16 protein-coding genes and 3 pseudogenes are annotated in these 25,257 nt (G+C 55.3%); 13 read left to right on the forward strand and 6 right to left on the reverse strand.

What is annotated here, in order from left to right:
• Position 1 precedes the first annotated feature (1 nt).
• Entirely contained in the window at positions 2 to 760 is a 759-nt protein-coding gene (locus tag AXG89_RS24820) for a response regulator transcription factor (protein ID WP_062173498.1), read from the forward strand.
• Positions 761 to 1,035: 275 nt separating this feature from the next.
• On the opposite strand, the gene AXG89_RS24825 is transcribed toward AXG89_RS24820, so the two are convergent.
• From AXG89_RS24825 to AXG89_RS24840, 3 genes are all read right to left on the reverse strand, one after another.
• A complete protein-coding gene (locus tag AXG89_RS24825; protein ID WP_062173499.1) occupies positions 1,036 to 3,924 on the reverse strand; it encodes an ATP-binding protein in 2,889 nt (962 codons plus the stop codon).
• 1,774 nt (positions 3,925 to 5,698) lie between these two features.
• Positions 5,699 to 6,679, reverse strand: a complete 981-nt coding sequence (locus AXG89_RS24835; RefSeq protein WP_062173503.1) for an MBL fold metallo-hydrolase — start codon at positions 6,677 to 6,679, stop codon at positions 5,699 to 5,701.
• 64 nt (positions 6,680 to 6,743) lie between these two features.
• Complete coding sequence (locus AXG89_RS24840) at positions 6,744 to 7,457, reverse strand: hypothetical protein (protein WP_069638438.1); 714 nt, start codon at positions 7,455 to 7,457, stop codon at positions 6,744 to 6,746.
• A gap of 758 nt (positions 7,458 to 8,215) precedes the next feature.
• Between AXG89_RS24840 and AXG89_RS24845 the strand changes: the two genes are divergently transcribed.
• The 3 genes from AXG89_RS24845 to AXG89_RS24855 all read left to right on the forward strand — a co-directional run bounded on the left by AXG89_RS24845 (position 8,216) and on the right by AXG89_RS24855 (position 10,938).
• Positions 8,216 to 8,701 (forward strand): MarR family winged helix-turn-helix transcriptional regulator, encoded by a 486-nt coding sequence (locus AXG89_RS24845; protein WP_082771606.1) that lies wholly within the window; start codon positions 8,216 to 8,218, stop codon positions 8,699 to 8,701.
• A gap of 9 nt (positions 8,702 to 8,710) precedes the next feature.
• On the forward strand, positions 8,711 to 10,300 hold the full coding sequence (locus AXG89_RS24850; protein ID WP_062173510.1) for an MFS transporter: 1,590 nt from the start codon (positions 8,711 to 8,713) through the stop codon (positions 10,298 to 10,300).
• 98 nt (positions 10,301 to 10,398) lie between these two features.
• The gene (locus AXG89_RS24855; protein ID WP_062173512.1) at positions 10,399 to 10,938 is read left to right on the forward strand and encodes a TetR/AcrR family transcriptional regulator; all 540 of its coding nucleotides are present in this window, start codon (positions 10,399 to 10,401) and stop codon (positions 10,936 to 10,938) included.
• 443 nt (positions 10,939 to 11,381) lie between these two features.
• Here AXG89_RS24855 and AXG89_RS24860 read toward each other — a convergent pair whose 3' ends face one another.
• The gene (locus AXG89_RS24860; protein WP_062173514.1) at positions 11,382 to 11,828 is read right to left on the reverse strand and encodes a MarR family winged helix-turn-helix transcriptional regulator; all 447 of its coding nucleotides are present in this window, start codon (positions 11,826 to 11,828) and stop codon (positions 11,382 to 11,384) included.
• A 457-nt stretch (positions 11,829 to 12,285) separates the two neighbouring features.
• A complete protein-coding gene (locus tag AXG89_RS24865; RefSeq protein ID WP_062173516.1) occupies positions 12,286 to 12,864 on the reverse strand; it encodes a TetR/AcrR family transcriptional regulator in 579 nt (192 codons plus the stop codon).
• A gap of 362 nt (positions 12,865 to 13,226) precedes the next feature.
• Here AXG89_RS24865 and AXG89_RS24870 point away from each other — a divergent pair, with 362 nt between their 5' ends.
• The 7 genes and pseudogenes from AXG89_RS24870 (at position 13,227) to AXG89_RS24905 (ending at position 22,403) form a co-directional block, all read left to right on the forward strand.
• The gene (locus AXG89_RS24870) at positions 13,227 to 13,769 is read left to right on the forward strand and encodes an EF-hand domain-containing protein (RefSeq protein ID WP_062173518.1); all 543 of its coding nucleotides are present in this window, start codon (positions 13,227 to 13,229) and stop codon (positions 13,767 to 13,769) included.
• 289 nt (positions 13,770 to 14,058) lie between these two features.
• Positions 14,059 to 15,555 (forward strand): efflux transporter outer membrane subunit, encoded by a 1,497-nt coding sequence (locus tag AXG89_RS24875; protein ID WP_062173520.1) that lies wholly within the window; start codon positions 14,059 to 14,061, stop codon positions 15,553 to 15,555.
• A gap of 500 nt (positions 15,556 to 16,055) precedes the next feature.
• Positions 16,056 to 18,086 (forward strand): FUSC family protein, encoded by a 2,031-nt coding sequence (locus AXG89_RS24880; RefSeq protein WP_062173522.1) that lies wholly within the window; start codon positions 16,056 to 16,058, stop codon positions 18,084 to 18,086.
• Positions 18,083 to 18,301: a DUF1656 domain-containing protein gene (locus tag AXG89_RS24885; RefSeq protein WP_062173524.1), complete on the forward strand. Its 219-nt coding sequence runs from the start codon at positions 18,083 to 18,085 to the stop codon at positions 18,299 to 18,301. The genes AXG89_RS24880 and AXG89_RS24885 overlap by 4 nt, the downstream gene beginning before the upstream one ends.
• Positions 18,298 to 19,221 carry an HlyD family efflux transporter periplasmic adaptor subunit gene (locus tag AXG89_RS24890; protein ID WP_062173526.1) on the forward strand — a complete coding sequence of 308 codons (924 nt, stop codon included), beginning with the start codon at positions 18,298 to 18,300 and terminating at the stop codon, positions 19,219 to 19,221. The genes AXG89_RS24885 and AXG89_RS24890 overlap by 4 nt, the downstream gene beginning before the upstream one ends.
• A 1,932-nt stretch (positions 19,222 to 21,153) precedes the next feature.
• Positions 21,154 to 21,333 (forward strand): annotated as a pseudogene (locus tag AXG89_RS24900) (IS66 family transposase); the annotation flags it as partial.
• A gap of 47 nt (positions 21,334 to 21,380) precedes the next feature.
• Positions 21,381 to 22,403, forward strand: coding sequence for an IS30 family transposase (locus AXG89_RS24905; RefSeq protein WP_062173530.1), 1,023 nt, complete (start codon positions 21,381 to 21,383; stop codon positions 22,401 to 22,403).
• A gap of 215 nt (positions 22,404 to 22,618) precedes the next feature.
• Here the strand turns inward: AXG89_RS24905 and AXG89_RS24910 are convergent, their stop codons facing one another.
• On the reverse strand, positions 22,619 to 23,242 hold the full coding sequence (locus tag AXG89_RS24910; protein WP_062173532.1) for an isochorismatase family cysteine hydrolase: 624 nt from the start codon (positions 23,240 to 23,242) through the stop codon (positions 22,619 to 22,621).
• A gap of 630 nt (positions 23,243 to 23,872) precedes the next feature.
• Between AXG89_RS24910 and AXG89_RS43225 the strand changes: the two are divergent.
• Positions 23,873 to 24,157: pseudogene (locus AXG89_RS43225) on the forward strand (ISL3 family transposase); the annotation flags it as partial.
• Positions 24,151 to 25,252: pseudogene (locus AXG89_RS24920) on the forward strand (IS30 family transposase); the annotation flags it as partial. The pseudogenes AXG89_RS43225 and AXG89_RS24920, both read left to right, overlap by 7 nt.
• Positions 25,253 to 25,257: the final 5 nt, after the last annotated feature.

A 25,257-nucleotide genomic window follows, 5' to 3' on the forward strand; every position in this document is an offset into this window, starting at 1 on the left:
AATGGTCGCACCACATTTCAATTCCGCGCGCGCGGAGATTTCAGTAGCGACCTTTACCACTTCGTCGATTCGCGACTTGACCGCGTCCAGCCCAAACAGCCATGCTGGCGAATCTGAACCCAGTACAGTGATTGCCCTGTTGAATGAAGATAAAAAAACCAGAGAAGCAATCGAAGATGCATTACAGGCGAGCGGATACAGCATGACGGAGTTCAACTCTGTCAGCGAGTTTTTTGCAGCGGCGAAATGCGGAGCCGCGTGTTGCCTGATACTGGATTCCTCATTTCTAAGTGCATGCGCTAACGGAGAGCAGAAACGGCTCGTTTCTCTATCTGTCGATCTTCCTGTGATCCATCTCATGAGTACCGCCGACGTCCGCACCGCAGTCAAGGTGATGAAGTCGGGTGCTGCAAACCTCTTGCTAAAGCCGGTCGATTTTGACGCGCTAATCTCAGCAGTAAATCGAGCGGTCCATGTGAATCGGCCGACGAACGGGGTCGTATCCGTGCTCGGTGCTTTGCGGCGACGCCACGCTACATTGACTCCCCGCGAGCATCAGGTAATGGTGATGCTGACGAACGGCAAGAGAAACAAACAGATTGCTGATGCTCTTGGGATCAGCATCATCACGGTTAAGGTACATCGCAGCAGAATCATGCGAAAGATGTGTGTCGCCTCCTTCGCAGATCTAGTCTGCGCCAGCATCCACCTCAATGCCGGCGAACTCAAAAGCACCGGCATTGTTGATGACCGGCCGTAAGAGCCTCTTGTTAAATCCTGGATCGCAGCTGGCTACCGCCTTTCTGACGACGACCGTCCTCGCGTGTCGCAATATTGTCGAGCGCGACAGAAGCGGCATGCAATGCATTCTGGATTGCTCGGGGAACGGGTTGCATTCCCCGCTTTCCAAAGGTAACTGTCGAGAATTGACGGCGAACGCATGGCTCCGATTCCTGGACTCAACGTGCCGGTCAGTATCTCAGTCGGGCTCGCTTGCTTGGGGGCCGAAGCGAGACGCAGGCCCTGAAACGCCGGTCAAGCACCGGGCAAGAGTCTCACCGGCAAGTCTGGACTACAGCAACGCATCGCAGCTTTCCGAGTCTCAGAAAGAAACCTGTCTGCGGCGATTAAGTCGATTGTATCGGACGCCTCGGTAAAGCGGCACCGAACGTGTTCGACGACGTCGTGTGCCTCCTTGTATCGTTGCTGATTCTGCCGCAATTTCCCCAGACTAAGCGCAGCGCGAAGTCCCCACGCCAGTAGACCACCATCTTCCGCCAACTCGTACGAAAGCGAAAACGCCTCTTCGGCCACCAGCTCTGACCCACCTCGGCCAGCGTGAATTTCCAGTTCACCCCGAAGCCGATGCAATTCGGGCAAGGAGCAGCCATCTTCGACGCGCTCAGCGTGGGCGATCGCTTCTGAGACAAACTTCTCTGCCACGCTCAACCTACCGTTCAACACCAACTGCCTGCACAACTCACTGAACAGTCCAGTAAGGCTTGCATTGAATTGCCATGCCGAGAACTTCGCGAACGCTGGAGCAATTAGTCGATCAAACGCTCCTGCATCACCTTCGGCGGAGGTGACAATACCCTCCCAAACATCTACGTGCGCATCCCACGACGCCATGCCGTGTACACGCGCAATGTTCGAAAGATCGTCAACCTGCCTGCGAAGCTCAGATGGTCCACCCATCAGTAATGTGAGCGGGCAAGAGCACATCAGGCGAGCAAACCAGCAACTCAAGGCATCACCGACTCTATCCGCGCGCTCGAGTGCTCGATGCATAGCTTCACTTGCGGCGCCCGGGAAGCCTTGCATCCAAAGTGTGTGCGCCAGAACGCATTCCGCTCCGACTTGGCCGTCCAGAAGGAAACCGAGAGTCGATGCATACGAGATCGACGAAGCATTTGCAAGATAGGACTCTACATGCTCCCGAGCCCGCTTCATATCTCCAACACAGAAGTATGCTGACCCGAGCATGCGATGACTGGTAATTACATCATCCCGCACATCGCAAGTCCGGCAAGTCTCCTCGAATTGTCTTGCGTACTGTAGTGAGAGACCGAATGGTCCGCGTAGGTAGGTGCACGCCCATAATCCGGAAAGAACTTTAAGATTAAAGGCCGTATCTCCCACTTTTGTCGCCAGTTCCGAAGCAGTTTCAAAATGCGCGCGCGCGTTCTCGGCAGCACACGCGAATACAAATACCCCTCCGAGGGCGAGATGCAACTTCATTTTTCGCTGGACATCCGCGATGCGATTCGCGTTCATCTGCGCCATAGCGTTCTCAACGTTCAACTGACACTCTGCAACATGCCCAATTTTCATCCAGTACGGGACAGCAGCCGTGGCGATCGCAATTCCAAGCGCCACGTCCCCCTGGTCCGAAAAGCTCCAACGCAGTGCGAAACGTAGGTCGTCAAGGTATTCACGAAAACGTGGCAGCAGCTGACCCGAGTCAGAGCGATCCCAATTTAACTCTTCGCGTTCAAATTCGGAGAGGAAGTGTTCCGCATGTCGGCGCGCCGTCAACGAAAGCCCGCCAGCATCTACGAGCCTCTCGGCTGCGTAACTGCGAGTCGTCTCAAGCATCCGGTAACTCATGACGGCGCCCGAAGTCTGAGCTGTCAGTAGTGACTTCGACACAAGATTCACGACTCCCTCGAGGACGGTGTTCGGGGACATTTCCTCGTCGGAAGCAATGGCTTGGGCGGTTTCGATTGAGAACGCGCCGGCGAATACGCTGAGTCTCGCAAATATCTGCTGTTCGGAATCTGTGAGAAGGTCGTAGCTCCAATCCAACGCGCCGCGTAGTGTTTGATGTCGTGCAGAGACCGCTCGGCTTCCCCGGTTGAACAATTCAAACCTATCTTCCAGTCGCTCAGCGACGCACTTTATACCCAGAACCTGCGCATGCGCGGCCGCGAGTTCGATCGCTAGCGGAAGACCGTCGAGACGCCGGCAGATTCGAGCTTTGTATCTAGCCGTTTCAATATCGTCATTCCCAACGAAGCCGGCAGCGCGTAGACGCTTATCGAGAAGCTGTACCGCGCTGTGCCTTGAGACATCTTGCACGGTGTCGCTATCCAGCAGGGGAACTACAAGCGCGGGTACTTGATAAATTCTTTCACCCTCCACGCGGAGGACCTCTCGCGATGTTGCAATAATGTGAAGTAATGGCGAGGCCCTAAGTACAGTCTCCACAGTTCTAGCTACGGCTTCAATGATGTGCTCACAGTTGTCGATCACCAGCAGAATTTTCTTGTCACTCAGGACGGAAGCCACCCGGTCCTCAAGTATTTGACTGTCCGCAGGCGGAAATCCAAGGGCAGTTGCGACGCACATTGCAACATGGTCGCCCGACGAAAGGTTGGCAAGTTCCGCCAGACAAACCCGGTCGGGAAACGAGCTTGCAAGGCACCTTGCTGTTTCGATTGCAAGGCGCGTTTTCCCGATCCCACCCGTGCCGAGCAATGTGACGAGGCGGTCCGACTCCACCATTTGCGTAAGAGTCGCTATGGCCGCTTCCCTCCCAACGAGCGGGGATAGCCTGGCCGGTAGGCCGGTTTCGCGGCCTGAAGACCGATTTTCTGCTTCACCGACGATATCAGCAACGAACTGGTAACCCCTGCCTGCGATGGTACGGATCGCAACACGCTCCGTGCCAAGCACTTTGCGCAGGGACGACACATGGGATTCGAGAGTGTTTGCCTCAACAACGCGCTGTGGCCAGACAGTCGCCATCAGTTCGCCCTTGCTTACAATCGTTCCACGTGCTTTCGCAAGTGTAAGCAGAATCTCGAACGACCGGTCACCAACGGCAATAACTTCGCCGCAATACCTGATCTGGCGCTGTGCGACCGAAATTTCGCACCGCCCGAAAGAAAACCGTTCGAATATGACTGCACAACGATCCATTTTGAGATACTTTCCTGGCTTATTGAGTTAGGTCCGGAAGGGCCTATGCCCGCGACGATGCTGTAATCAGCGACAGTGACCCTGATCCACCCTACGTGGCGGCGGCCGAAGCCATTTCAGTTTTTGGCATCTGGCGACGATGCGTTCGAGCCTCGCAATGCCCCGGCGCCACCAAATAGGCAGGGGAAACCGATCCCGCGGCGCCGTTGATCTGGCGAGAACAACTGGCCGTCACCTGACATCAACCATCTTCCGCAACTCACATACGCAAGCATGCCACCTTCAGCGGCACTTCTAGCGAACCTTGCATCACCCCTTGTGCATTAAGATGCCCGATCCGTCCCTGCCAGGCGGGCGCGTCCCGCAGTACTTTCGCGTGTGAAAACGATTCGCGAATATTTTTGACGACTCGTTAGCGCACCCCTGCCCTCTAAGCTTAGTCGATAATGCGTTTATATACACCTATTAGTCAAGATGGATAAAAAAATTTTGACAAATAGGCGTATATGCGCTTATTTACAAATCAATTGCGCTGTTGAATTAGAGCCGTTATAAATCAGGCGATAAAAGAAGGCAACTGTGCGGGCCGCTCGCATCAATTGCGCAGGACACTTATTAGCTTGACGGGCCGCGCATTGCGCCGACCTCCCCTGCCACGAGTGGCTTGTGCAGAGACGGGAGCACCGCCGCGAGGCGGACTTTTCAAATATCGAGAACCTTGGCCAACCTGCCTCGGCGACCTACCGCTTCGCGACCGTGATTACTTCGCGTCGAAATCGTTGGGCACGGCATTGCGCCGTGCCCCTTCTCGCATAAAGGTTGTGTGTCACTAAACGCCATAATTTTTCGCGTCAACGAGCGCCTCGCGTGGTCGCCCGCGTCAGTCCGCATCCAACCCGAGACGTGAACGAACCACCTCAGATTTGAAGCAGGCATTTTCGCCATGATCTTAATAGCTGATCGCCATGAGGTTGCGCTTAAGCCTTGCGCATATCGTTTATGACGCCCATCAAAGACCCGTTGTCCGAGTCATATCGAAGACCGTAAATGTCGGCATGCTTTGGCGTGCCCAAGTGTTCGCGAATCAGCTTGACATCATGTGCAAGTGCGGCTTCAAGTCGGTTATGCAGACACTGTCGCTATCGTAGAGATTGCCAATGTAGACCCCATGCTTATGCTTGTGAGCACCAATAATGCCATCGGCGGTGTAGCTTGTCCCTCTGCAGTTTGTGTGATGCACGACGACGACATTCTGAATCCCGAAGAGATGCTGCGCGACGAGTTTCCCAATACTGCGGGAAAATTTATGTAAGGACTCAAATCGGATGCTGTGCCACGCTGCGATAAGTGCGTTCTGCCAAGCCGCGCACCGTTCGACGGTGGCCGGAATTTCCGTGCGCTTCCCCTCGCGTTGAGAGATCCGACCGGACGCCGGTCGTCATCTGCATAAGCGTTTGCGTACGAGTCATTAGCCATGCCTAAAACTATAGCAGACGGGTAAATTGCCTCGATTCGAAGCGGCACCCCGTCAGGCCAGGAGAAATGACGCCCGGGAGTCTTATATCGCAAGGCACGAATTTCCTGCCTAGTGCCCTTTGGTTTTCGGCATGTGCACCGCGCGCGTGCGCCCTGATCTGTCTAATTGGAAGCGCAGTTTAATCGCACATGCGTTGCGTCAGCATGGCACTCAAGACAACCAGTGAATGAGGGTAGATCTGGCAAACACTAAATACTTAGCGCTCACCTATGCGCTGCGCCAAGCCCTGGGCTCCGCTCAAAAAACATACATCTTTCCGACAGCGCAAGGCATCACAGCGCTTTCACCATACTCCCTCACCATTGCGTTGACGGCACGCCAACCGGTGCAGTGCGCGGGAACGAAGACATCAACATTAAACGCACCCATATCGCGAACAGTTTCCGAAATGATGGCTTCGTTCGGGCCTGAAAGATGTAGGCCGCCTATCACCGCGTGTATTTTGACGTTTGGGAAAACTTCAGTTGCTTGACGCAAGACGTTCACGATTCCAGCATGAGAGCAGGCGCTAAACAGTATCAAACCCTTGTCGCGAACGTGACAAGCGAGAAACCGTTCATCAACCAGAAGTGGATCTGCGTCCCAAGTTTCACTCCCGGATGGTTGTCGCACATGCCCTGGAAAGCCAACCTCGAAGGCCGTGACCCGAGGGATTTCCCCGCTGATAAAGAATGTGTTATCGAGGCATAATTGTTCGACCGTAGTCACAATCGGGACAGCACCCAGCCTTGCCCATTCCTGCGGCAGCGGGACAGGAGCCATCGGCATCACACTGCCGTCGGGGCGACGTACCCCTCTCAGCTCGAACATTCCCGGATGCAGGTAGAGCGGAACTGGAGTACCGTCGTTTCCCTGCGATATGAGCTCCAGAGCACGTGGCAGCCCCCCCGCATGGTCCCAATGCCCATGCGACAAAACTATCGCTTCGACTGCACCGAAATCCACCCCCATCCGGATGCCATTGCGCTCAACGGCGTAATCCACCGGGCCGCCGTCAAACAATAGGGTCCTTTCTTTTTCACCGCTGTAGGCGGTTACAAGGAGAGACAGCCCATGATTTGCGCAGCAGAGTGCACCCCCACCAATCAGTCGCATTCCCCTGCTTTCCAGTAACGACCACTCCCGTGTCACGGAGTGTGGTGTTGACGAAAGACTGTCGGTGACATTGTCAACAAGGACTCTAATCTCGATGCGATCAACCATTTGAAGCTGGGACATGAAGATTTCTCCCAAAGCAAAGTTTGCCGCTACAGCGTTTTGCGAAAGCCGGCGCAGATGATGCCTAGAAGTACGAGACAGTGGCGATCTGCACCGAAAGCAGGACTTCGCCGTCTTTGTCATTTGGTAGATGGCTATGAACTTCGTGCACTGTGGGTAGCATGATGCCGTTGAACTCCCGATAGTCTGACGCATAGTCAACGCACGGTATCGCACCAAGCACGTCAATCGAATAGTCAAGGCGGCGAATCAAGCCGTCGTTACCAAAGTAAGCAATCTGGCTACGTGAATGCGCTGCGAAATCGGAAGGAAACTTGATCTTCAATCGGCGCCATGTCTCCCCCTTCTCTTTCCACTGCGATAATTCCTCGGAAACGAATCCTGGAGACGCATAATGGAATGGCAATGTCAGATATGTCCAAAGCAAGTATCCAAGAAAATACGCGACGTCGAGATCGTCCCATTTTTCGTCATCACCGCGCTTTGCGATCCCAGCGCGCGGGCTCTCGCGGTGATCAAGAAGGATATCTCCGATTGTTTCGATACTCACGTATTCCGGCTCGAATAAAGCGTGACAATCAGTTGCGGGAAACGGCTTGATAATCACGTGCTGGTCACGCGTCGCTGCAGCGATGGCCAAGTGGATCAAGTCGTCGGATCGCCGCTTCTTCGCCCACAGCGATCCGGTCGTCGACATGACAGCGTTTGTGTCAGTTAAATGCTGCCAGCGCGAAAGGCCTCCATGCGCGCTTAGCGCCAACTCTAGCAAGTCAATCATTATGATCTCTTATTCTACGGCGCTTTTGAACGCGACCGGACATGCAAAAGCCTTGCAGGATGACGTCCAATCAACGGAATCGAAGGCTGCAATAAATGCTGATGTTTCGTTAGCAAGCGTACGTGGTTGCCGCCAGAAGAAAGAGCTTGCTGGCGCTGAAGACTGCCGCCCGAACGCGCCAAGCTGCCGCAGCTCCTGTATGCATCACGATGCCCGCGCCATCCGGCTTTAAATCCCAAGGCATCATCGTGCGGGATCTTGGCAGGTGGTCCCTCAACTATATTCTTTGTAATCAACTTGACTTTACAAGGGTTGGATTCCAACTCAAGTTGTCTATAGGTATGGTCGCCTGTCGGTACACGCACGATGTGCGTGCAATTTTCCTACGAAAACCGCTATCTCGGCCTAGCAGCCGACAGAACTTGACCGCTGTTGGGTCGGGCTGCATGCTGCCCCGCTTGATTTGGCTATCACTTGTCCGCTTACCTTAGTAGTTGGTCAAGCGGAACCGGTCGATGTCGCAGAAAACCCTGCGAAAAGTCGATTCCAATGTCACGAAGCAACCGCTCGACCAGTCGCGAGTTGTGGTTCGCTCGATGCTGCCCCTTCAATATGCCGCGCAACCGAGCCCCAGTACCTTTGAGCTTGGAAGCTCCGATGGCGAGTACTTCGGAAACGGCAGCAGCGTTGACACGGTCGTGATACGTGTATATCCTCTCTTCGTAAATACGGGTATATCCCCTTAATTAGGTGCATTCATGTCAGCGGCTGTTGTTTTGATCGAACTCCACCGGTGCAACAACACCGCGCTCCGAAAGGCTTCTCGACGTCTGTCGCAGGCGTATGACGAATTTCTCGGACCGTCCGGGCTGCGCTCAACGCAGCTATCAGTTCTTGCAGAGATCGACCGAGGTGCCGGCACTGCGCCAACAATGGGAGAACTGGCGGACGCCCTTGCAATGGATCGATCAACCTTGGGAAAGAATCTTCGTCCGCTTGAGCGGGATGGGTTTATCACGTCGGCGGCGGATCGAGCGGATCGTCGAATCAAACGGATCGTACTGACTCCAGACGGACGCAGGAAGATCTCAGAAGCTCAGGTGATGTGGCAAGCAGCACAAGAACAATTTGAGAACAGATTTGGTGTCGAGGAAGCTGGAGCTCTTCGCATGGCGCTCCTTCGGGTCACGGCCGACAGCTCAACCGCGCACGGCACCCAACGCCGTAGGGCAACAGGAAAATAGGAGTTTGCTATGCCCCAAGGAAGCCAGGGAGACGCTAAGCGCGGGTACGAACCAGGAAAATTCCTGATTCTGCTGGTCGCGTCTGCTGTTTCGTCTCTCATCATGCTGGACTCAAATATTGTTGCCGTATCGCTGCCCGCCATCGCGCGGTCGCTCGGCGCAACGTTCACTGATATTGAATGGGTCGTCAGCGCGTATGTACTGACCTTCTCGGCGCTTCTGCTAGCGGCCGGCTCGTTCGCCGACCGGCATGGCCGGAAGCGGGCCACCTTGATTGGTCTGGCGATTTTCACCGTCGCGTCAGCCCTCTGCGGATTTGCAACCTCTTCGCTCATGTTGAACTTGGCGCGTGCGTTGCAGGGAGTGGGTGCCAGCCTACTGCTAACGGCTTCGATGGCCGTTATAAACAAGACATTTTCAGGCGCGGACAGAGCCCGAGCCTATGGCTTCTGGGGAGCATGCCTCGGTATCGCGATTACGAGCGGCCCGATTGCTGGAGGCGTCATCACCGACTTCTTCGGATGGCGATGGGCATTCTTGCTCAACCTGCCAGTCGGAATAGTCTTCCTCGTTGCAACCGCGAAGGTTTTCAAAGAGTCTCGCGATCACGAAGCGAAACGTCTTGATCTGGGCGGAATAGCTACGTTCAGCACCAGTTTGTTTCTATTAATTTGGGGGCTAATTGATGGTAACAGCCTTGGTTGGACTTCCTTCGCAATTGCTTGGCGACTCCTCGCGTCGGTTGTTCTATTTGTCGCGTTTGTTGCCATTGAAGTGCGGCAGGAACGGCCGATGATCGATTTCACGCTGTTCAAACAACCGACGTTCCTCGGAACGGCCTTCGCAATGCTGGGATATGCGGGCGCAGCGCAGGTAATGATCTTTTATCTGCCTTTAGCTCTGCAGAATTCGTATGGCTTTACGCCAGCGAAAGCAGGCTTGGCAATGCTTCCGTTTGCGCTGCCGATGTTCTTTACACCCCGGCTAGGCGCAAGTCTGTCAGCACGTTACTCAAGCCGGGCACTCCTGACTCTGGGTTTGGCCACAACCTTCGTTGGTGACCTGTCCCTCTTCCTGTTCAGCCGAATCGACGCGAGCTACGGTGTCTTTGCGTTGGGCATGGTCGCGCTCGGAGCTGGCGCAGGCCTGCTGAACAGCGAGACTTCGAAGGCAATGCAGGGCGCCGTGCCTCCGCAGCGCTCGGGGATGGCGTCTGGCTTGACATCGACAACGCGCTTCACCGGGCTTCTGCTTGCCGTTGCCGGCCTCGGAGCGGCACTCTCGTCGTCGGCTACCAGGCACTTTCTTACAGCGGCTTCGGCACTTGGCCTCGATCCGAAAAGTGCCGCCGAGGCCGCGCCTCGCATCGCGTCGGGTGACCTGGTGGGGGCATTCACCAACCTGCCTGATTCAATCCGTGTTCATCTCCTCTCAGCTGCGTCAACATCCTTCGCCGCAGGATTTGGTCTCGCATGCCTGGTAGCGGCTATCGTCGCTGCTGTTACCGGCATGCTGACATTTGTTCTGTTTCAAAGGCCTGCGAGGGCTAGTGCGCCGGATGCCCCAACAGCCGGTCATCTGGTTCAACCTATGGAGTGATGCGAATGGGTTCCGAAGACAGTGGAATAAGTTGAGGTTTTGACTTTCATCCGACTGCACGGGCTGAGCCTCAAAACGGCTGAAAGCGGAGCGAAGACATGCAGGGCGTGTTTTTGAATTTGGTAAAAGAGAAGAAGGAGCGACGTGCCAGGGTCCCGCCGCACTTTGCGCGTGGCGCGCTTCTGGAGGTTGCTGCAGAGCTTTTTTGTCGTTACGGCTTAAACGTTGTCACTATTGAACATCTGGCGCAAGCTTCGCGACTGAACAAGATGAGCGTGTACCGTCTGTTCGGTTCACGTGAAGCCTTTGTGCTCGATTGTGCGAGGTGGCTGCGAGCAAGGGAGGAGCAGCAATGGGTTGATGCACTCGAGCCGATGGATGACGACCCCGCTAAGAACATTCGCGAACTGTTCCGCGATCTCTCGCGCCGCATGCTTCGCGCCGGTTACGCGGGACGCGCATTAAGCATTATTTCCCGCTACTACGGGGACGCTGGCCATCCGGTGAGACAAAAATATGCTACTCACAGGGCGGTGTTTCGCTCATTGCTTTTGAAATTGTCAAACGACCTGCGATCTACCGAGCCAGGAACTCGCCGACACGCTGCTGCTCGTTTGGGAGGGAACAGCGCTCTATGATGGCGAGGGCGTTGAATCACAGTGCATCGCGGCGCGCTTACCCGAGATCGCCGCATGGATAATGCTATGGCACGCGAAAGAACTACGCCCGCAGATCTAATACAGGGGCGGCGCGCAGCAAACTGTCCCGCCATTCGGTCAAGGGATTGCAGTGGGCCCGACCGTAGCGCGTCGTACAGATAACGGAAATATCCGTCGTGAGCCCGCCCGGCAGGGCTGCCGCTTGCAAATTAATAGGAGCGCATCCAGTATCTCCAAGGACATACCTGCGTGAAGTCCATCTTCAAACCCGTCTGTGCGGAAAAGTAATCTTCAAAAGTATGTCCTGTGGCTACGTAGCAGCCGCCTTCGACCAGAACATCGGGATCGCCAGGGCCAATACGGGCTATGGAAAAGGTCGAAGAGCAAATAATTCGCGCCGACGGCCGAACGCACGGGAATACTTAGCCCGCTTTCTGGTTTTCTTCCGCAAGCTGGCGACCAACATTCACAAGCGTGACCATTTTGTCACGAAGCTCTTTTGCTTCACGCTTGCCAACCTTTTTTTCAAAGCGCCGCTGCACGTCCTCCCAGAGAGGCATGGCGCGCATGAACGTCTTGCGTCCACCCGGGGTGATACTTACGAGTCGCTCACGACGATCGGTGCCGATGTTTATGTCTACCAACTCATCGCGTTGTAGCGGTTTGAGATTCCTTCCAAGCGTCGTTCTGTCCATCACCATCAAATCAGCAAGTGTGCTTAATGGAAGCTCCCCGATCACAGCTAAACCTGACAAGATCGCAAATTGCGTCACACGTAGCCCGCTCGGCCGCAATGCATCGTCAAACGCAAGTGAAAGCGCCCGTGTCGCGCTACGTAGCGACGAACAGCTGCATTGCGGCAATTCCATCTGCACCTCTCAAGTAAAATCGTTTTCAAGGTGGAGTATACGCACATATTCATCTCAGATTCCAGATTGGGGCTATCGTGTTATTTTTGTGCAGACGCCACAATTTGGTGGCAATTCGCTGTCGGCGGCGCTGGCCAATCGCTTCGTTTGTCTCGCCGCCATCGTGCGCGGTGACGCCGACGCACCGTCGGGCAGCGAGCAGTTAGCGATCACTCCCCGCCAGACGGCGAACTTAGCATCTCGCTTCTAGAACATTGCATTTGTTTTGTCGGACGATTCAGGAACCGGCTTCAGCGTGTCCCAATGCTCGACGATTTTGCCAGCGAGTTAAATCGGAAAATGTCGACGCCAGCGGTCTCCTTACCCGCCCAAGCGAGGTAACGGTGGTGCACGTTCAAATACCTGCATATACGCGTTTACGCGAAATCCTTAACGGGTCGAACGGCAGAAACAAGCACTATTTTATCTTCGGCCGAGGTTCGAACAGTTCAACCAACTGGCGCGCGACCCCGTCGAGGATCTGCTTCGAAAGCTCTGGGTCTGACACCGCCCGGGAGAGGGCGATTGCACCGACGCACGCGCTAAAGGCGAGCATAGCCTGAGGACGTCTGTCGGAATGGTGTTCCTTGGCGATCGACTTTTCCAGGAGATCAAAGACGCGACGTACCTGGCCTGTATAGATTTCGCGAGTCTGCACCGTACCGCGGCTTACATCGTTGACCAGCGCCGCGATCGGACAGCATGCCGAGATATTGTCCCTGTGCCGTTCGGACACATAGCCGAGCATCGCCTGCTGCGGGTCGGTTGCAATAGCTGCCTTCCAAGGCCCAATATCTCTGAGCGCCTCAGACAATGCTTCGCAAATCATATCGTCTCGCGACCGGAAGTGTTTGTAGAAGCCGCCCACCGTAAGGCCCACATCGCTCATCACGTCGGCGACACTGACACCCTCCAACCCAAATTCGCGAAATCGCTTCGCCGCCGTTTCGACAATACGTTTGTGAGTAGCAATTTTGTCAGCCTGCGAGTGTCCCATTTTGCTCCATAAATTGATTGCTTCTATTCGGGATAGTGAGGCCGTATTGTAGTGGAATCGAGGACCTGCAAAAACTATCCTAGCGCGACGGGTTTGGCAGCGTCGTTCTCGCAGCTAGGGGCTGGCAAGCGCGCCCAAGCGCCTCTTGACGAGGTCAACGCCGTGCGTGGCTTGCTACGCGTCGGCACCGTTCCTGCACTGTGGCTTTCCGAGAGCCACTTTCGCGCAGACTGCGAAACTCGATAATCCGCAACGCAAACCCTAAAGTTATATGGAAACGATCCGTAATCCAGATTGGGTGCCTGCACGGCGTGCAGCAACCTCCTGCACTCCAAAGATCACTCATATTAAAAGGATCCGCCATGTCTATCTCCTCCTTGAACAGTCTGACGTCGGCTTATCAGGGGTACGCCAATTCTGCGCAAAATAAAACTTCCACTTCATCGGATTCTCCGGATACATCCACCCTTCAAGGGTTCATTTCCCAGCAGACGATAACGGCCACCAACACTACCACCGGAGCAGCCGAGAGTCAGACAATGCAATCGATGCCTTTGGCCGTGGCATGGGCTCCCCAGATGTTCTCGCAAGGAGACAAGAACAACGACGGTTCGCTGTCACCTGATCAGTTCCAGTCTCAGCTTGCACGAGTCGGCGTATCGGCTGACGCTGCGAAGCAACTCTTCCAAACCTTCGACACGTCTAAAGATGGGCAGGTATCGCTTAGCGAATTTGTTACGGGGGTTAGCAACAGCATTGCGAGTGGAAGCCACGTGTTCAACGACCTTATGGACTCGTACACTAGAGACTCGAACGGAAATCTGAACAAGGCCGCCATGGACAATTTCCTGAGTATAGGCCTGGACGCGGCTAATACTTTTTGGAAGAACTTGCCGCCCCGGTGAAGCGAATTTTGAGCCGGCAGACACGGCTGTAGTGCGCGGGGGTCTTAAGGTCGGTCTACCGAGCATCTTCCTTGGATATTCGCCGGTGGGACCGCCATCATGTGCGATCTTCACCGTTGTTGATTTCTTAATCGGCACGCTACGCCGGAGGTGGGAGATGTGGGAAGATGTGCCCCGCGCCGAACCGGCTCCTTCAGCAGTGTATGTGATTTAGCTACCGTGGTCATGCGCGAAGGCGCCCTTGGAAACGCATTTCGCGTTCGAGAAAGACTTCTTACGAGCACCATATATGAAGCGCTTGAGCATACTCCCTGATCTGTCATTGGTAGCACTGTTGCTGGTCGCATGCGGCTGCACCGTTGGACCGAACTATTCGCTACCAAAATCCGCCGTCCTCAACGCCCCTTTCGCCCACGCGTCGCTTCCAGATGTCGACGGACAGCATATCGCGCAAGAGCAGGTCCCCTCCGACTGGTGGCATCTATACGACGATCCGCTTCTTGAACAACTCGTCAGTGATGCACTGAATTCGAACACCGACTTGCGTGTCGCCGCCGCTAATCTTGCAAGATATCAAGAAGCACTTCGCGTCGCGGAGGCCCAAGGGGGATTTTCTGGTAGCGCGTCCGCAGCATTCGAGCGAGCGCAAGAGTCTGGCGAGCAGTACCTGATCTTCAGCAAGGTGCCGGTGGCAAACGAAGGAGATGTCGGCATCAAGATTTCCTATGAGTTCGATCTATTTGGCAAGCTGCGCCGTGGCGTAGAGGCCGCGAATGCCGACGGCGAAGCAACTCAGGCGGCTGAGGACCTCACGCGTATTACCGTCGTGGCCGACGTCGTACGCGCTTACATCGAAAATTGCTTGGCGGCGGAACAACTGGCCATCGCGGAGCAATCGCTTGCACTGCAGAGGCAGCGCGTCGACGTCTCGCGCCGACTGCGCAATGCCGGACGCGGCAATCGACCGGATGTGACGAACGGACAGACCCAGCTCCAGTCCCTGGCGGCGGAAATCCCCAGCTATACAGGTCGCCGCAAAATGGCGCAGTACCAACTCGCGATGTTGCTTGCGCGTGCTCCGTCGGATCTGCCGCCTGCTGTGCTCACGTGCAACGCGGTCCCCCAGATAAAGCAAGCACTGCCAGTAGGCGACGGAGCCACATTGCTTATGCGTCGCCCGGATGTACGTGAGGCAGAGCGGCAACTTGCGGCTTCGACGGCGCGGGTCGGCGTAGCCACCGGTGCGCTTTATCCGACCGTAATTTTCGGAGCGTCGGCTGGGACAACCGGTGTACTCGAAGACTTAGGGATGTTATCGACCAATCATTGGAGCTTCGGCCCTCTCATCAGTTGGACCTTCCCTACCAACGGTGCCCGCGGTCGCGTGCATGAGGCGGAAGATACGAGCACAGCGGCGCTCGCGCATTTTGACGGCGTCGTCTTAAATGCTTTACGCGAAACGGAGACGACTCTAGCCACCTACGTTGCCGACTATACCCGAGCCGAAGCTTTACGTGCCGCGCTTAAGTCAGCTACAGAGTCGGCCGACGAAACGCACCGGTCGTATGTCGGCGGCCGGCAGTCATTCATTTCCGACCTAGATGCGACTCGCACGCTAACCGGGACTCGCGCGCAGGTCGCAGCCTCCGAAGGACAGGTGGCGATCGATCAAGCGAACCTGTTCCTCGCGCTAGGCGGTGGGTGGGAGCGGGAGCGCGAGCGGGAATACAGCGTCGACTCAAGCGGGCCCGCGATCGTTCACCCCGAACAACGTGGACCTAATTGACGATTGCGTCTGACAGTCCCTGATACCGGCATCGAACCAATATCTAGTTATACGGACCACTGCCGGCCCGCATCGTGTTCAATACGGCTGGAGCGTAACTATATTGGTCGACGATGCGAGACTCAGTCGTGTTGCGCATCTGAGAAGGGCAACGCCCAGACGACTCAGCTAGCTGCAGGCTCGCTGGGTTTGCTTTCGTTGTAAGTGGGCTTTTCTAAAAAAGCTCGGTATTCAGCCTCACTCACTCATAACGCCATGATGATTGTATGAATGCCAAAAAAATTATTGAAAGAGTTGCTCTAAAAAGACAACTTTTGATGTACCGGCACATCCATTTCCCGAGGATACTGGACTAGACCTAGTCGAATAATGGATTCTCGTCGCCGTCCAATAACGCCCCAACGCGGGAGCTGTACGAACGAACTACGCATCCTGTTGACAACACGACGAGTGCACATCGCTAAGGTTTTCAAAATTAGATGCATGTACACTGATAAACCATGAAAAATGCAGATCTCGGACCCACGCTATTCTCGCTGCGTAGTTTTGTAGCAGCAATTCTCGCGTATTGGATCGCGCTCGAGATCGGACTAGCGCGTCCTTTCTGGGCTATAACGACGGTATATCTTGTCTCTCAGCCATTCGCAGGCGCCGTCCTTTCTAAATCAGCGTACCGTCTTGCCGGAACGATCTTGGGAGGGGCCGCAGCGGTTGTGCTTGTTCCCAATTTCGTCAACCAACCGGTGGTATTAAGTCTAGCAATGGCAACTTGGCTAGGCGTGTGCATGTTTGCCTCCGCTCTGGACCGCACACCACGGGCTTACACTTTCCTTTTGGCTGGCTATACCACTAGTATCATCGGCTTCCCGAGTGTCAATGCCCCAGGGGTAATTTTCAACACCGCTATTTTGCGAGTGCAAGAGATCGTGATTGGCATCGTCGTGGCGGGGTTCGTCCACGCTTTCATTTTTCCCTCGACGGTAACGAGGCAGCTGAAGGTTCGCGTCCGCGAAATTAGAAACAACACGAAAGCGTGGACTATTAGGGCGCTATCCGGTGAACGGAGTCAAACCTTTCGGCGCGAGCGCCAACGTGTAGTACTTGACATCAACGAGCTTCAGCAGCTGTCGTACCATCTGCCATACGACATGGGTAGGTCTGTGCCTCGCGTCGACGTGATTCGCGCGCTGCAGCAACAGTTGTCTCTTATGGTTGGGGTAGTCCGTGCCGTCGAAGACAGAATCGACGTTCTGTTAAGAGATCAAAGTGGTCTTCCCGCCGGATTTGCGGGTCTACTTGAACGCGTGATCGAATGGCTATCCGATCGCGAAAACGCCTCGTTCGGCGCACAGGCAGGCGCGTTAATCGAACAAGCACGACGCCTGGAACCCAGCGTCGAGAACTCTTGGCAGTGGAGAGACATGGTCACTGTCAATCTGACTGTCAGATTGATTGAGCTAATAGAGGCACATCGCAACGCTTTCCTTTTGTCGAATTCGATTTATAACGTCAAATCTGACGATCAGGGAATAACCGCCGGGTTGATCGAAACCGCAGGTAGCCGGTCGTTCCACACTGACGTAGGAGCCGCGACAAGGTCGGCGGTAGGTGCCGCTATAACGGTTCTACTTGCATGCACTTTTTGGATCGCGACTGAATGGGTCGACGGCGCAGTGGCCGCACTCATCGCCGGCGTGACCTGTGCCCTCTTCGGACCCACGGATAACCCGACCGCGGCAGCGAAGAAATTTCTCATAGGATCAATAGCCGGGAGCTGCCTCGCGACAGCCTATGGGTATGTGGTGTTCCCACGTGTGACCGATTTTGTCATGCTCGCAGCCGTACTCGCACCGTCGCTTTTGTTTCTAGGAAGCGCGCTAGCACGCCCACCGATCTCATTGCTCGCTCTCGGCGCCTTGATCGGCCTAATCAATACGGTCGGATTGAATGCCACATACAGCCGCGACTTCCCCGGTTTCATCAATGGTGCAATTGCTCAAAATGTCGGCACTGCATTCGCAATTGTGACGCTTTCTATCTTTAGAACGTTTGGCGACCAAGAGGCTGTTCGGCGCCTACGCCAAGCTGGATTTCGTGACGTGATTGGGCGCACTGAAGGACGATTTAATGAACTTGCTCCATGGGTGAGCCGTATGCTTGATCGCATTAGCATGGTCGCCACGCGGTCTACTGCGCAGCCGGGAGAGCCAGATAGTTCAGTGGTCGACGCATTACAGGACTTGCGCATTGGTTTAGTCGCGGGCGAGCTGCGGATTTTGATGGATCAGTCCCCACTCAGTCGGCGGGCGACTATGGGAGAAGTATTAAAGGCAATAGCTGACTTCTATTCCGAGCGCGCTCGAGATATGGGCGCCCAGCCGAAACCCGAGCTGCTGGCAATGCTGGACAGCTTGGTTCACGACGTTGGTGGCGATCCGGACTTGGCGCGCCGGCGGGCCGCCGCCACGCTGATCACTAGCTTACGTTGTAATCTCTTCCCAAGCGCGACGATAGGCGAGGCGCAATTATGATCGGGGAGGTGTCTCTTGGCGGGGTGTACCTGCCCGTGCTTGTATTTCTAGGCATCATATCGCTTGTTGTTTTTGCGTTCTTGTCAGCGTTAATTTCAATTTTGAAGCTATACCGTTTTTTCGCCTATCGGCCCTTGGTGGATCTTGCTCTTCTTATAATCGTCATGGGCCTCGTCGTTGCATGCAGCTCAGGTTTGCAGGAGTTAAGTATATGAAGCGAATGCTTGCCGCCTTGTCCCGATGGCTATTCACTTTGGCGTTAGTGATCACTGCGGTGGTTGCAGCAGTCGCAATATGGCAACGCTACGAAACTCAACCATGGACGCGCGACGGACACGTTCGCGCCGACATAGTGCGCGTTGCGCCTGACGTGGGCGGTCTGGTAACCCTCGTAGCAATCCACGACAACGAGGAAGTCAAGATCGGTCAACTCTTGTTTGTGGTCGACCGACCGCGCTACAGCGATGCGCTCGCAGCCGATGACGCCGCAATTGAAAGCGCCCGGGCGACGTTGAACCAGGCACGACGAGAAGCAAAGCGGGATCTGGCGCTCGGGGACCTAGTGTCGGTAGAGACGCATGAGCAGAATACCGCTAGGGTTCAAACCGCTCTGGCCAGCGTCGATCAGGCTATCGCTTCCCGAAGCACAGCCGCGCTCAACGTATCTCGCACCGCAGTTCGGGCAAGCGTCAACGGGATCGTAACCAACCTGGACTTGCATCCCGGTGACTTCATCGGCTCAGGTACACAAGCGCTCGCCTTGATCGATAAAGACTCACTCCGCGTCGAAGGGTATTTTGAGGAGACAAAACTACGCCACATACACGTTGGCAGTGCGGCACGGGTTGAACTGATGGGTGACGATCGGGTGCTCGTCGGCCACGTTGAGAGTATTTCAGCGGGCATTGCCGACGACCAGCGCTCTCAGACAGCGAATTTGCTTCCCTCAGTTGCGCCTACATTCTCCTGGGTTCGCCTTGCTCAGCGTTTCCCCGTACGCGTCCGCATCGATCAGGTGCCTTCAGATCTCGCATTGATACCTGGACGGACGGCTACAGTCTCAGTAGACGCCAATCCCAGCGGTGCTCGCACAACGAACACGAATGGGAAAACCAAAGCACAAACCCGAGGCTGAGCGCAAAGCAGGCGCCGATACGGTCAGCCAGTTCAGCACGACTAACCAGCATCCCGTTCTGCCCAATCGGTACCTTCCGTCGCATCTTAGACTTGTGATATACCGGGAAAATCGTCGGCGGAGCAGCATGCCAATCGCCCACGCTGAGCAGACGCTCGTGGCGCATATTTTTAAGCCGACCTCAGGGCAGGTTAGCAACTTATTTTTTCTCTTGATTGCGACGCTGCGATTGTATGAGGGAGCTTCCAGTCACCGTAATCGAAAAAGTCGGGGGCGAGGCGGACAGTGACACCGCATTGCACGGGACATTGTGTCCGCCTGCCGAGGACTTCGAAGAGCGTACGACCAAAACGATGACCTAGCAGCTTTCGGCATCAACGATTACTAAGGCACTGAATCAAGTCGCCTTGCAAGCCGCCAAAAAAACCTATCGCACGTGACGGAGACGATTGTCAAGCGGTAGGAGGGTCAGCACCCTATCCCGAAGTTTTCTCATACTGCATCGTCCAAATTGCCTGATCTCCCGGCAAATAGGTGTTCCCGACCCACGGAGATCCACAGACGTGTAGATACGCGTAAGGGGTCCCTGGAAACATTATCCATGCGCCGGCGTCCCGTACATTGGTCGGCAGTCCACAGTGCGTCGAATCGAACGGCCAAAGTATCATCCAATGCGGGCCGATTGGGATCGCAGGACTTGTTTGGTCGAGTGCATTGGTGTTGCTATGCTGAGTCGCACCGCAAAGCATGTAGCAAAGGCCGGGGGTCGTATTGGACGGACGAGGTTTTCCCGCTATAACGTCGTTAAACCACTGCATACCGATACGATCTACGCACATCGGGGGATCGCCAACTCGGTTCTCATTGCCGGGAGTACAGACCCACTCGTTCGTTCCTTTACGTAGGACAGTTGTTAAGCTGCCTTGGCGGTCCATCTCGGCAATCGTGGCATCCTTAGTAATTTCATATGGGCCGGCCCTCATCGCACGAGCGATCTTGACGGCTTTGATTTCTGCATCTTGGTTATCAACAGCCGGACCAGTAGGAAGTGCGATGGCCGCGTTGCTATAACTCCCATGCACTTGATCCTGCGACCAGGCCCTTTCGCCAAGTGTCGCAAGTGCTGCTCCAAGCAAACCAACGCCTGCAATTAGCCTGCGACGACTCGTTAGTGTCTGCTGTTCCGTGCTTTCACTGGTGTCGGAAGGTTGTCCCGGTGTCATGCAAATCCTCAGTAAAATATTACTCGATGCGTTTATCGCGCAATCTAAGATTGATCTGGCAATACTGCAGGCCACCAGAAACAGCAGGTGGGTACGAAAGGCTTACGTCAGGCCGATTGCCCAGATTCATCCCGACGCCTATCCAGACGAATCTGGCACGTTGTCTCTTTATTGAGCTGAAAGCTCTTCGGTGGCGATGTGAACATTATCTGCAAGGCTCTGCGAGGTACCCGTACTATGGGCTGAATGTAATCTGATGTTAGTAGAAGGGCAATAATCTATTGGTATGTCTCGGCGATGTTGTGAAGCCCCGTACTTTGGCAACTTAAGTGCGCCGATCCGCTGGGATTGACTAGCTCGACGGAGATTGTTTTGCACCCCAGTATCCGTGCGCGTGCGCGGGGGTGCGCCCCGCCCTGTGCCGTCTCTACAACAGGACGTTGGAAACATCAGACACGGCCAGCGCTCATGGCCTGTCATCGGGGTCGCTTGGTGCTTTTCATTCTTGTTAGCTTGGCGATGAACACTGCCGGGGTCGGTAAATCCACACAGCAGTCTTTTTGCCAAATTCCCGCTAATTGTGGTTTGCCACGCTCAGATACGCTCATCGCGACAGTATCATCAAGCTCTCCCCTCACGATGGCGAAAAGTTTATAGGAAGCGTCAAGGATGTCTCGAGCCTCGCGGATGTTATCGTCTCTAGTGTCGAGGTCCGACCCACTTCGGCTGCCTCGCCCACGCGCGACGCGCCTTTGTTGATGCCTTCAAGGGCATGAAGAAACCAGGCGGGCGGGCCGCACATGCACTCGAATACTTCAAGGCGCTCTACCAGGTCGAAACACCCGCAAAGGGAGATCTGCCCGAAAGCGAGACGCGCGTCGATTACACGGCGGGCTCAAAACTGAAGCGCAACACCAAAGCGTATAAGGTGTTGTAATGCACAAAGCGAATCAGTATGAGCAGTTGCAAGCCGAGGAACGTCTAGAGATCGCGAGCCTGCGTCAACGGGGCTCGAGTATCCGGGCCATGGCCCGGATACTCGGACGCTCGGCCTCTACCGTCAGCCGTGAACTGAGGCGCAATAGCTCTGTGCTCGGTTATGTCCCAGCGGCGGCGCACGCGCTCAGTTCGGCCCGACGAACCGACACGGTCACCGCGCCCAAACTTGGGCCTCACAGCGCCTGCTGGAGGGTCGTCCTCACGCTGCTCGAGTGGCGTTGGTCACCTCAGCAAATCTCTGGAATTCTCAAGCGTATGTTTCCGACCGATCCTACTTTGCAGATCTCGCACGAAACGATTTACACGACCATCTACGCTCACCCAGGCGGAGAATTACGGCGCCAACTCATTGCTTGTTTGCGTCGTGCTCATCGCGCCCGTATGTCGCGCACGCGGGGTAATGATCGCCGCTGGCAAATTCCCAATATGGTCAGCATTCACGTGCACCCACCTGAAATCGAGGATCGCGTGATGCCCGGGCACTGGGAGGGCGACTTCATCAAAGGCGAAGGCAATCGCTCCTCAGTTGGCGTGTTGGTGGAGAGAACAAGCCGTCTGGTACTGCTGGCCAAGATGCACGATGCCACAGCCGAATCTGCACTGGCCGGCTTCTCGGCCAAGCTCAACTCGATTCCCGAACACTTGCGTCAAAGCTTCACTTACGACCAAGGGCGTGAACTCTCACGACATCAAGAACTTGCCGCTCAAACTGGCGTGAACGTCTATTTTTGCAATCCACATAGCCCGTGGCAGCGCGGAACTTGTGAAAATACCAATGGCCTGTTGCGCGAGTATTTACCCAAAGGCACCGATCTTTCCGTGCATAGTCAGGCAGACCTCGACATCATTGCCGACAGCTTGAACAAGCGACCTCGTGCCACCCATGCGTTTCATTCTCCCTTCGAGGTATTCGCCGCGACGCTACAAGCAGCGGATCTAGCAACGTCATCTAAACATTAACCTAGCTGTTGCACTTCGACTTGAGACCGCCCACCTTCCGGCTGCGCCAGCAACACAGCGTGCCGTCGGTTCATGCAACCGGCCTAATTCCAAAACGTGCAACTTGTCGGCTACAGCGCTACCAACCATTCGCCTAGCACTTGCGAGAACACCGATTTCCACCTCAGTCGTGGTCTAAACTTTGTCACACACTCAAATTCAGATAGCCGCGCCGGCTAAGCGGCGGTCACAGCGTTCAGAAACTCTTCGATCGTGAGCACTTCGTGGCCGAAAGTCGGATACGAAACGTCGAGAGCAGCTCGATGCGCCAGTTCGGTGAAGTCGGCTACCGCATCCTTCAGAAAGGTGACGTGGAAGCCGGTTTCAAGAGCATGGCGACCGGTTCCTTCGACGCAGGTTTGCGATGTCAACCCCGCGATGACGACCTTCTCGATACCATGGTTACGCAACTGCTTTTCCAGATCCGTACCAACGAACGAATCAAACATACGATGCTGACTAATGATTATTTCACCATTCTGTGGGCGTAGGGGTTCAAAGAAGTTAGCTCCACGGCTACCCTTCCAGAAAACCTTGTTTTCCAGGCCAAACTGAAAACGCGGATGCACATGGTGAACGTCGTCAAAGCTATGCTCGTCAACACCGTGTGGCGAGAAAAAGATCTTTAGACCAGCGGCACGCGCTCCTTCCAGGAGTCGCTTGAGATGCTCTATCAAATTAGTCTGATCGAGCATAGGACCGATCATGCCGTGGAGCTTTCCATCTTCAGCCAGAAAGTCGTTCAATACATCTACCAATACCAGGGCCGTTGTTTCGGTTGAATAACTTGGGATGTTCATGACAGGTCCTTTAGCCGAGGATGGTTTTCCCCGGCAGACAGCAATGCATTTTTTGGGCTCGAGATGGCGGGACTTCCAGCATCAGAATTGCTGATCCAAATATCGAGCGTGTTAGCTGAAGCGCGTGTGGGCCTGAGTGCGCATCAGCTCTTCCACGGTCCGAGTACATATTGCGACGAACTGCCCCCACACCATCTAAGAAACCGCACTGATGTCGGCACGTCTGCGGTCACGCGTGCGCCGTCCTACGAAGCTCACGCTACCGCTTCGCAACAGCGGCCAAATTGCCGAAGATGCAAAAACAGTGCGTCGCGGCCCACGGACACTTAGCAGGTAAACTACGCGTTGTGTGGTCCGGCCCATTGCTAATGCCTCTGGCATATACGTGTATATACTTGTATAGTATAGCGCAAACTCGGCGAGCTGAGGAAACCCAGATTGATGCGGGTGCTCGGACTGCCAGCCAAGCATTGGAAATTTGCCTCTTTTGAATTCTCAGTGGGTGGTTTGGCGGGTCAAGGGCGGGCGTGAGCCCGGCGCAGCGACCCCTTGAGGCGCGGTCACCCAGTAAGATGAGTTATGGGTGAGTGCGGCAGAATGCGGGAATCAGCCATGTAAAGCCAATCTGCTATGACGAATCAATTGTTCGAATCCGCCTTCGGTATCACGGCTCCTTGGTATGTCCGAAGTGTTGACTTCGATGCTGCTCAGCGGCAGCCCAACATCGCCGTTGACTTCGTTGCAGGCAGCCGATTTGGCTATGCCGGAGTTGCCGGCGAGCATCCCGTGCACGACACGCAAATCAAGCGCCTGCGGCATCTCAATTTCTTCCAGCACGAGTGCTTCCTCGAAGTGCGGGAGCCCAGGGTGCGCCTGCCCGATGGTTCAGTGCGTTTGGTTGAGCCAGTGTACGCGAGATAGCCCGCCGCATCGAACGCAGTCCTTCAGCCGTTTCACGAGAGCTCATCCGCAATGCGGCGACACGTGGTGGGTATCTCGAGTATCGTGCTTCGGTCGCGCAGTGGAAGGCCGAACGGTTTGCCAAACGACCAAAGCCGCGAAGCTGGCGAGTAATGCACGGCTGCGCCAATACGTACGGGAGCGGTTGGAGGGCAAGGTACATTACGTGGAGGGTCGTGAGATTGCGGGGCCAGGCAGGCAGGGTTCAAGCGGCGCAATAAACCACATCGCGGTGACCGAACGTGGGTCCACGGCTGGTCACCTGAGCAAATCCCAATCGACTGAAGGCCGATTTCCCGGACGATGAATCTATGCACATCTCTCACGAAGCCATTTATCAAGCCCTCTTATTCAAGGGCGCGGCGCACTCGAACGCGAGCTGCTGGGTGTCTTCGCACCGGGCGTGCGTTGCGCGTTCCTCGAGCGAGAGCGCGCGCTAAGGCGTGGGCGCACGTCAGCGAGGGGGTGATGATTTCCAGCCGGCCTGCAGAGGTGCAAGATCGTGCTGTGCCGGGTCATTGGGAAGGCGATCTAATTATCGGCTTAAACCGATCAGCCATCGGGACTTTGGTCGAAAGATCAAGCCGCTTTACGATGCTCGTGCACTTACCTCGCGAGAAAGGTTATGGGCACTTCCACGTACGAAGAATGGGCCTGCGCTTGCCGGCTATGGATCTGTCACGATGGCTAACACGCTCAAGAAGACCGTGGCTGACTTGCCTGGTCAGTTGTGGCGATCATTGACTTGGGATCGTGGCAAGGATCTGTCCGATCATGCCCGCTTCACGATAGAGTCCGGCGTGAAAGTGTTCTTCGCTGACCCGCTCAGCCCATGGCAGCGTGGTACCAACGAAAACACCAATGGCCTTCTGCGATAATACTTTCCAAAGGGCACGGACCTGTCTCGATGAGGTGTTCAAGAGCTCCAAGCAGTTGCTAACACGTTGAACGCCAGGCCCCGGAAAACGCTCGGCTGGAAGACGCCTGCGGAAACCCTAGACGCATACCTAAAATCCGTTCAATATTCTAGTTGTTGCGACGACCGGTTGAATCCG

Source organism: Burkholderia sp. PAMC 26561 (assembly GCF_001557535.2).
Classification (GTDB): domain Bacteria; phylum Pseudomonadota; class Gammaproteobacteria; order Burkholderiales; family Burkholderiaceae; genus Caballeronia.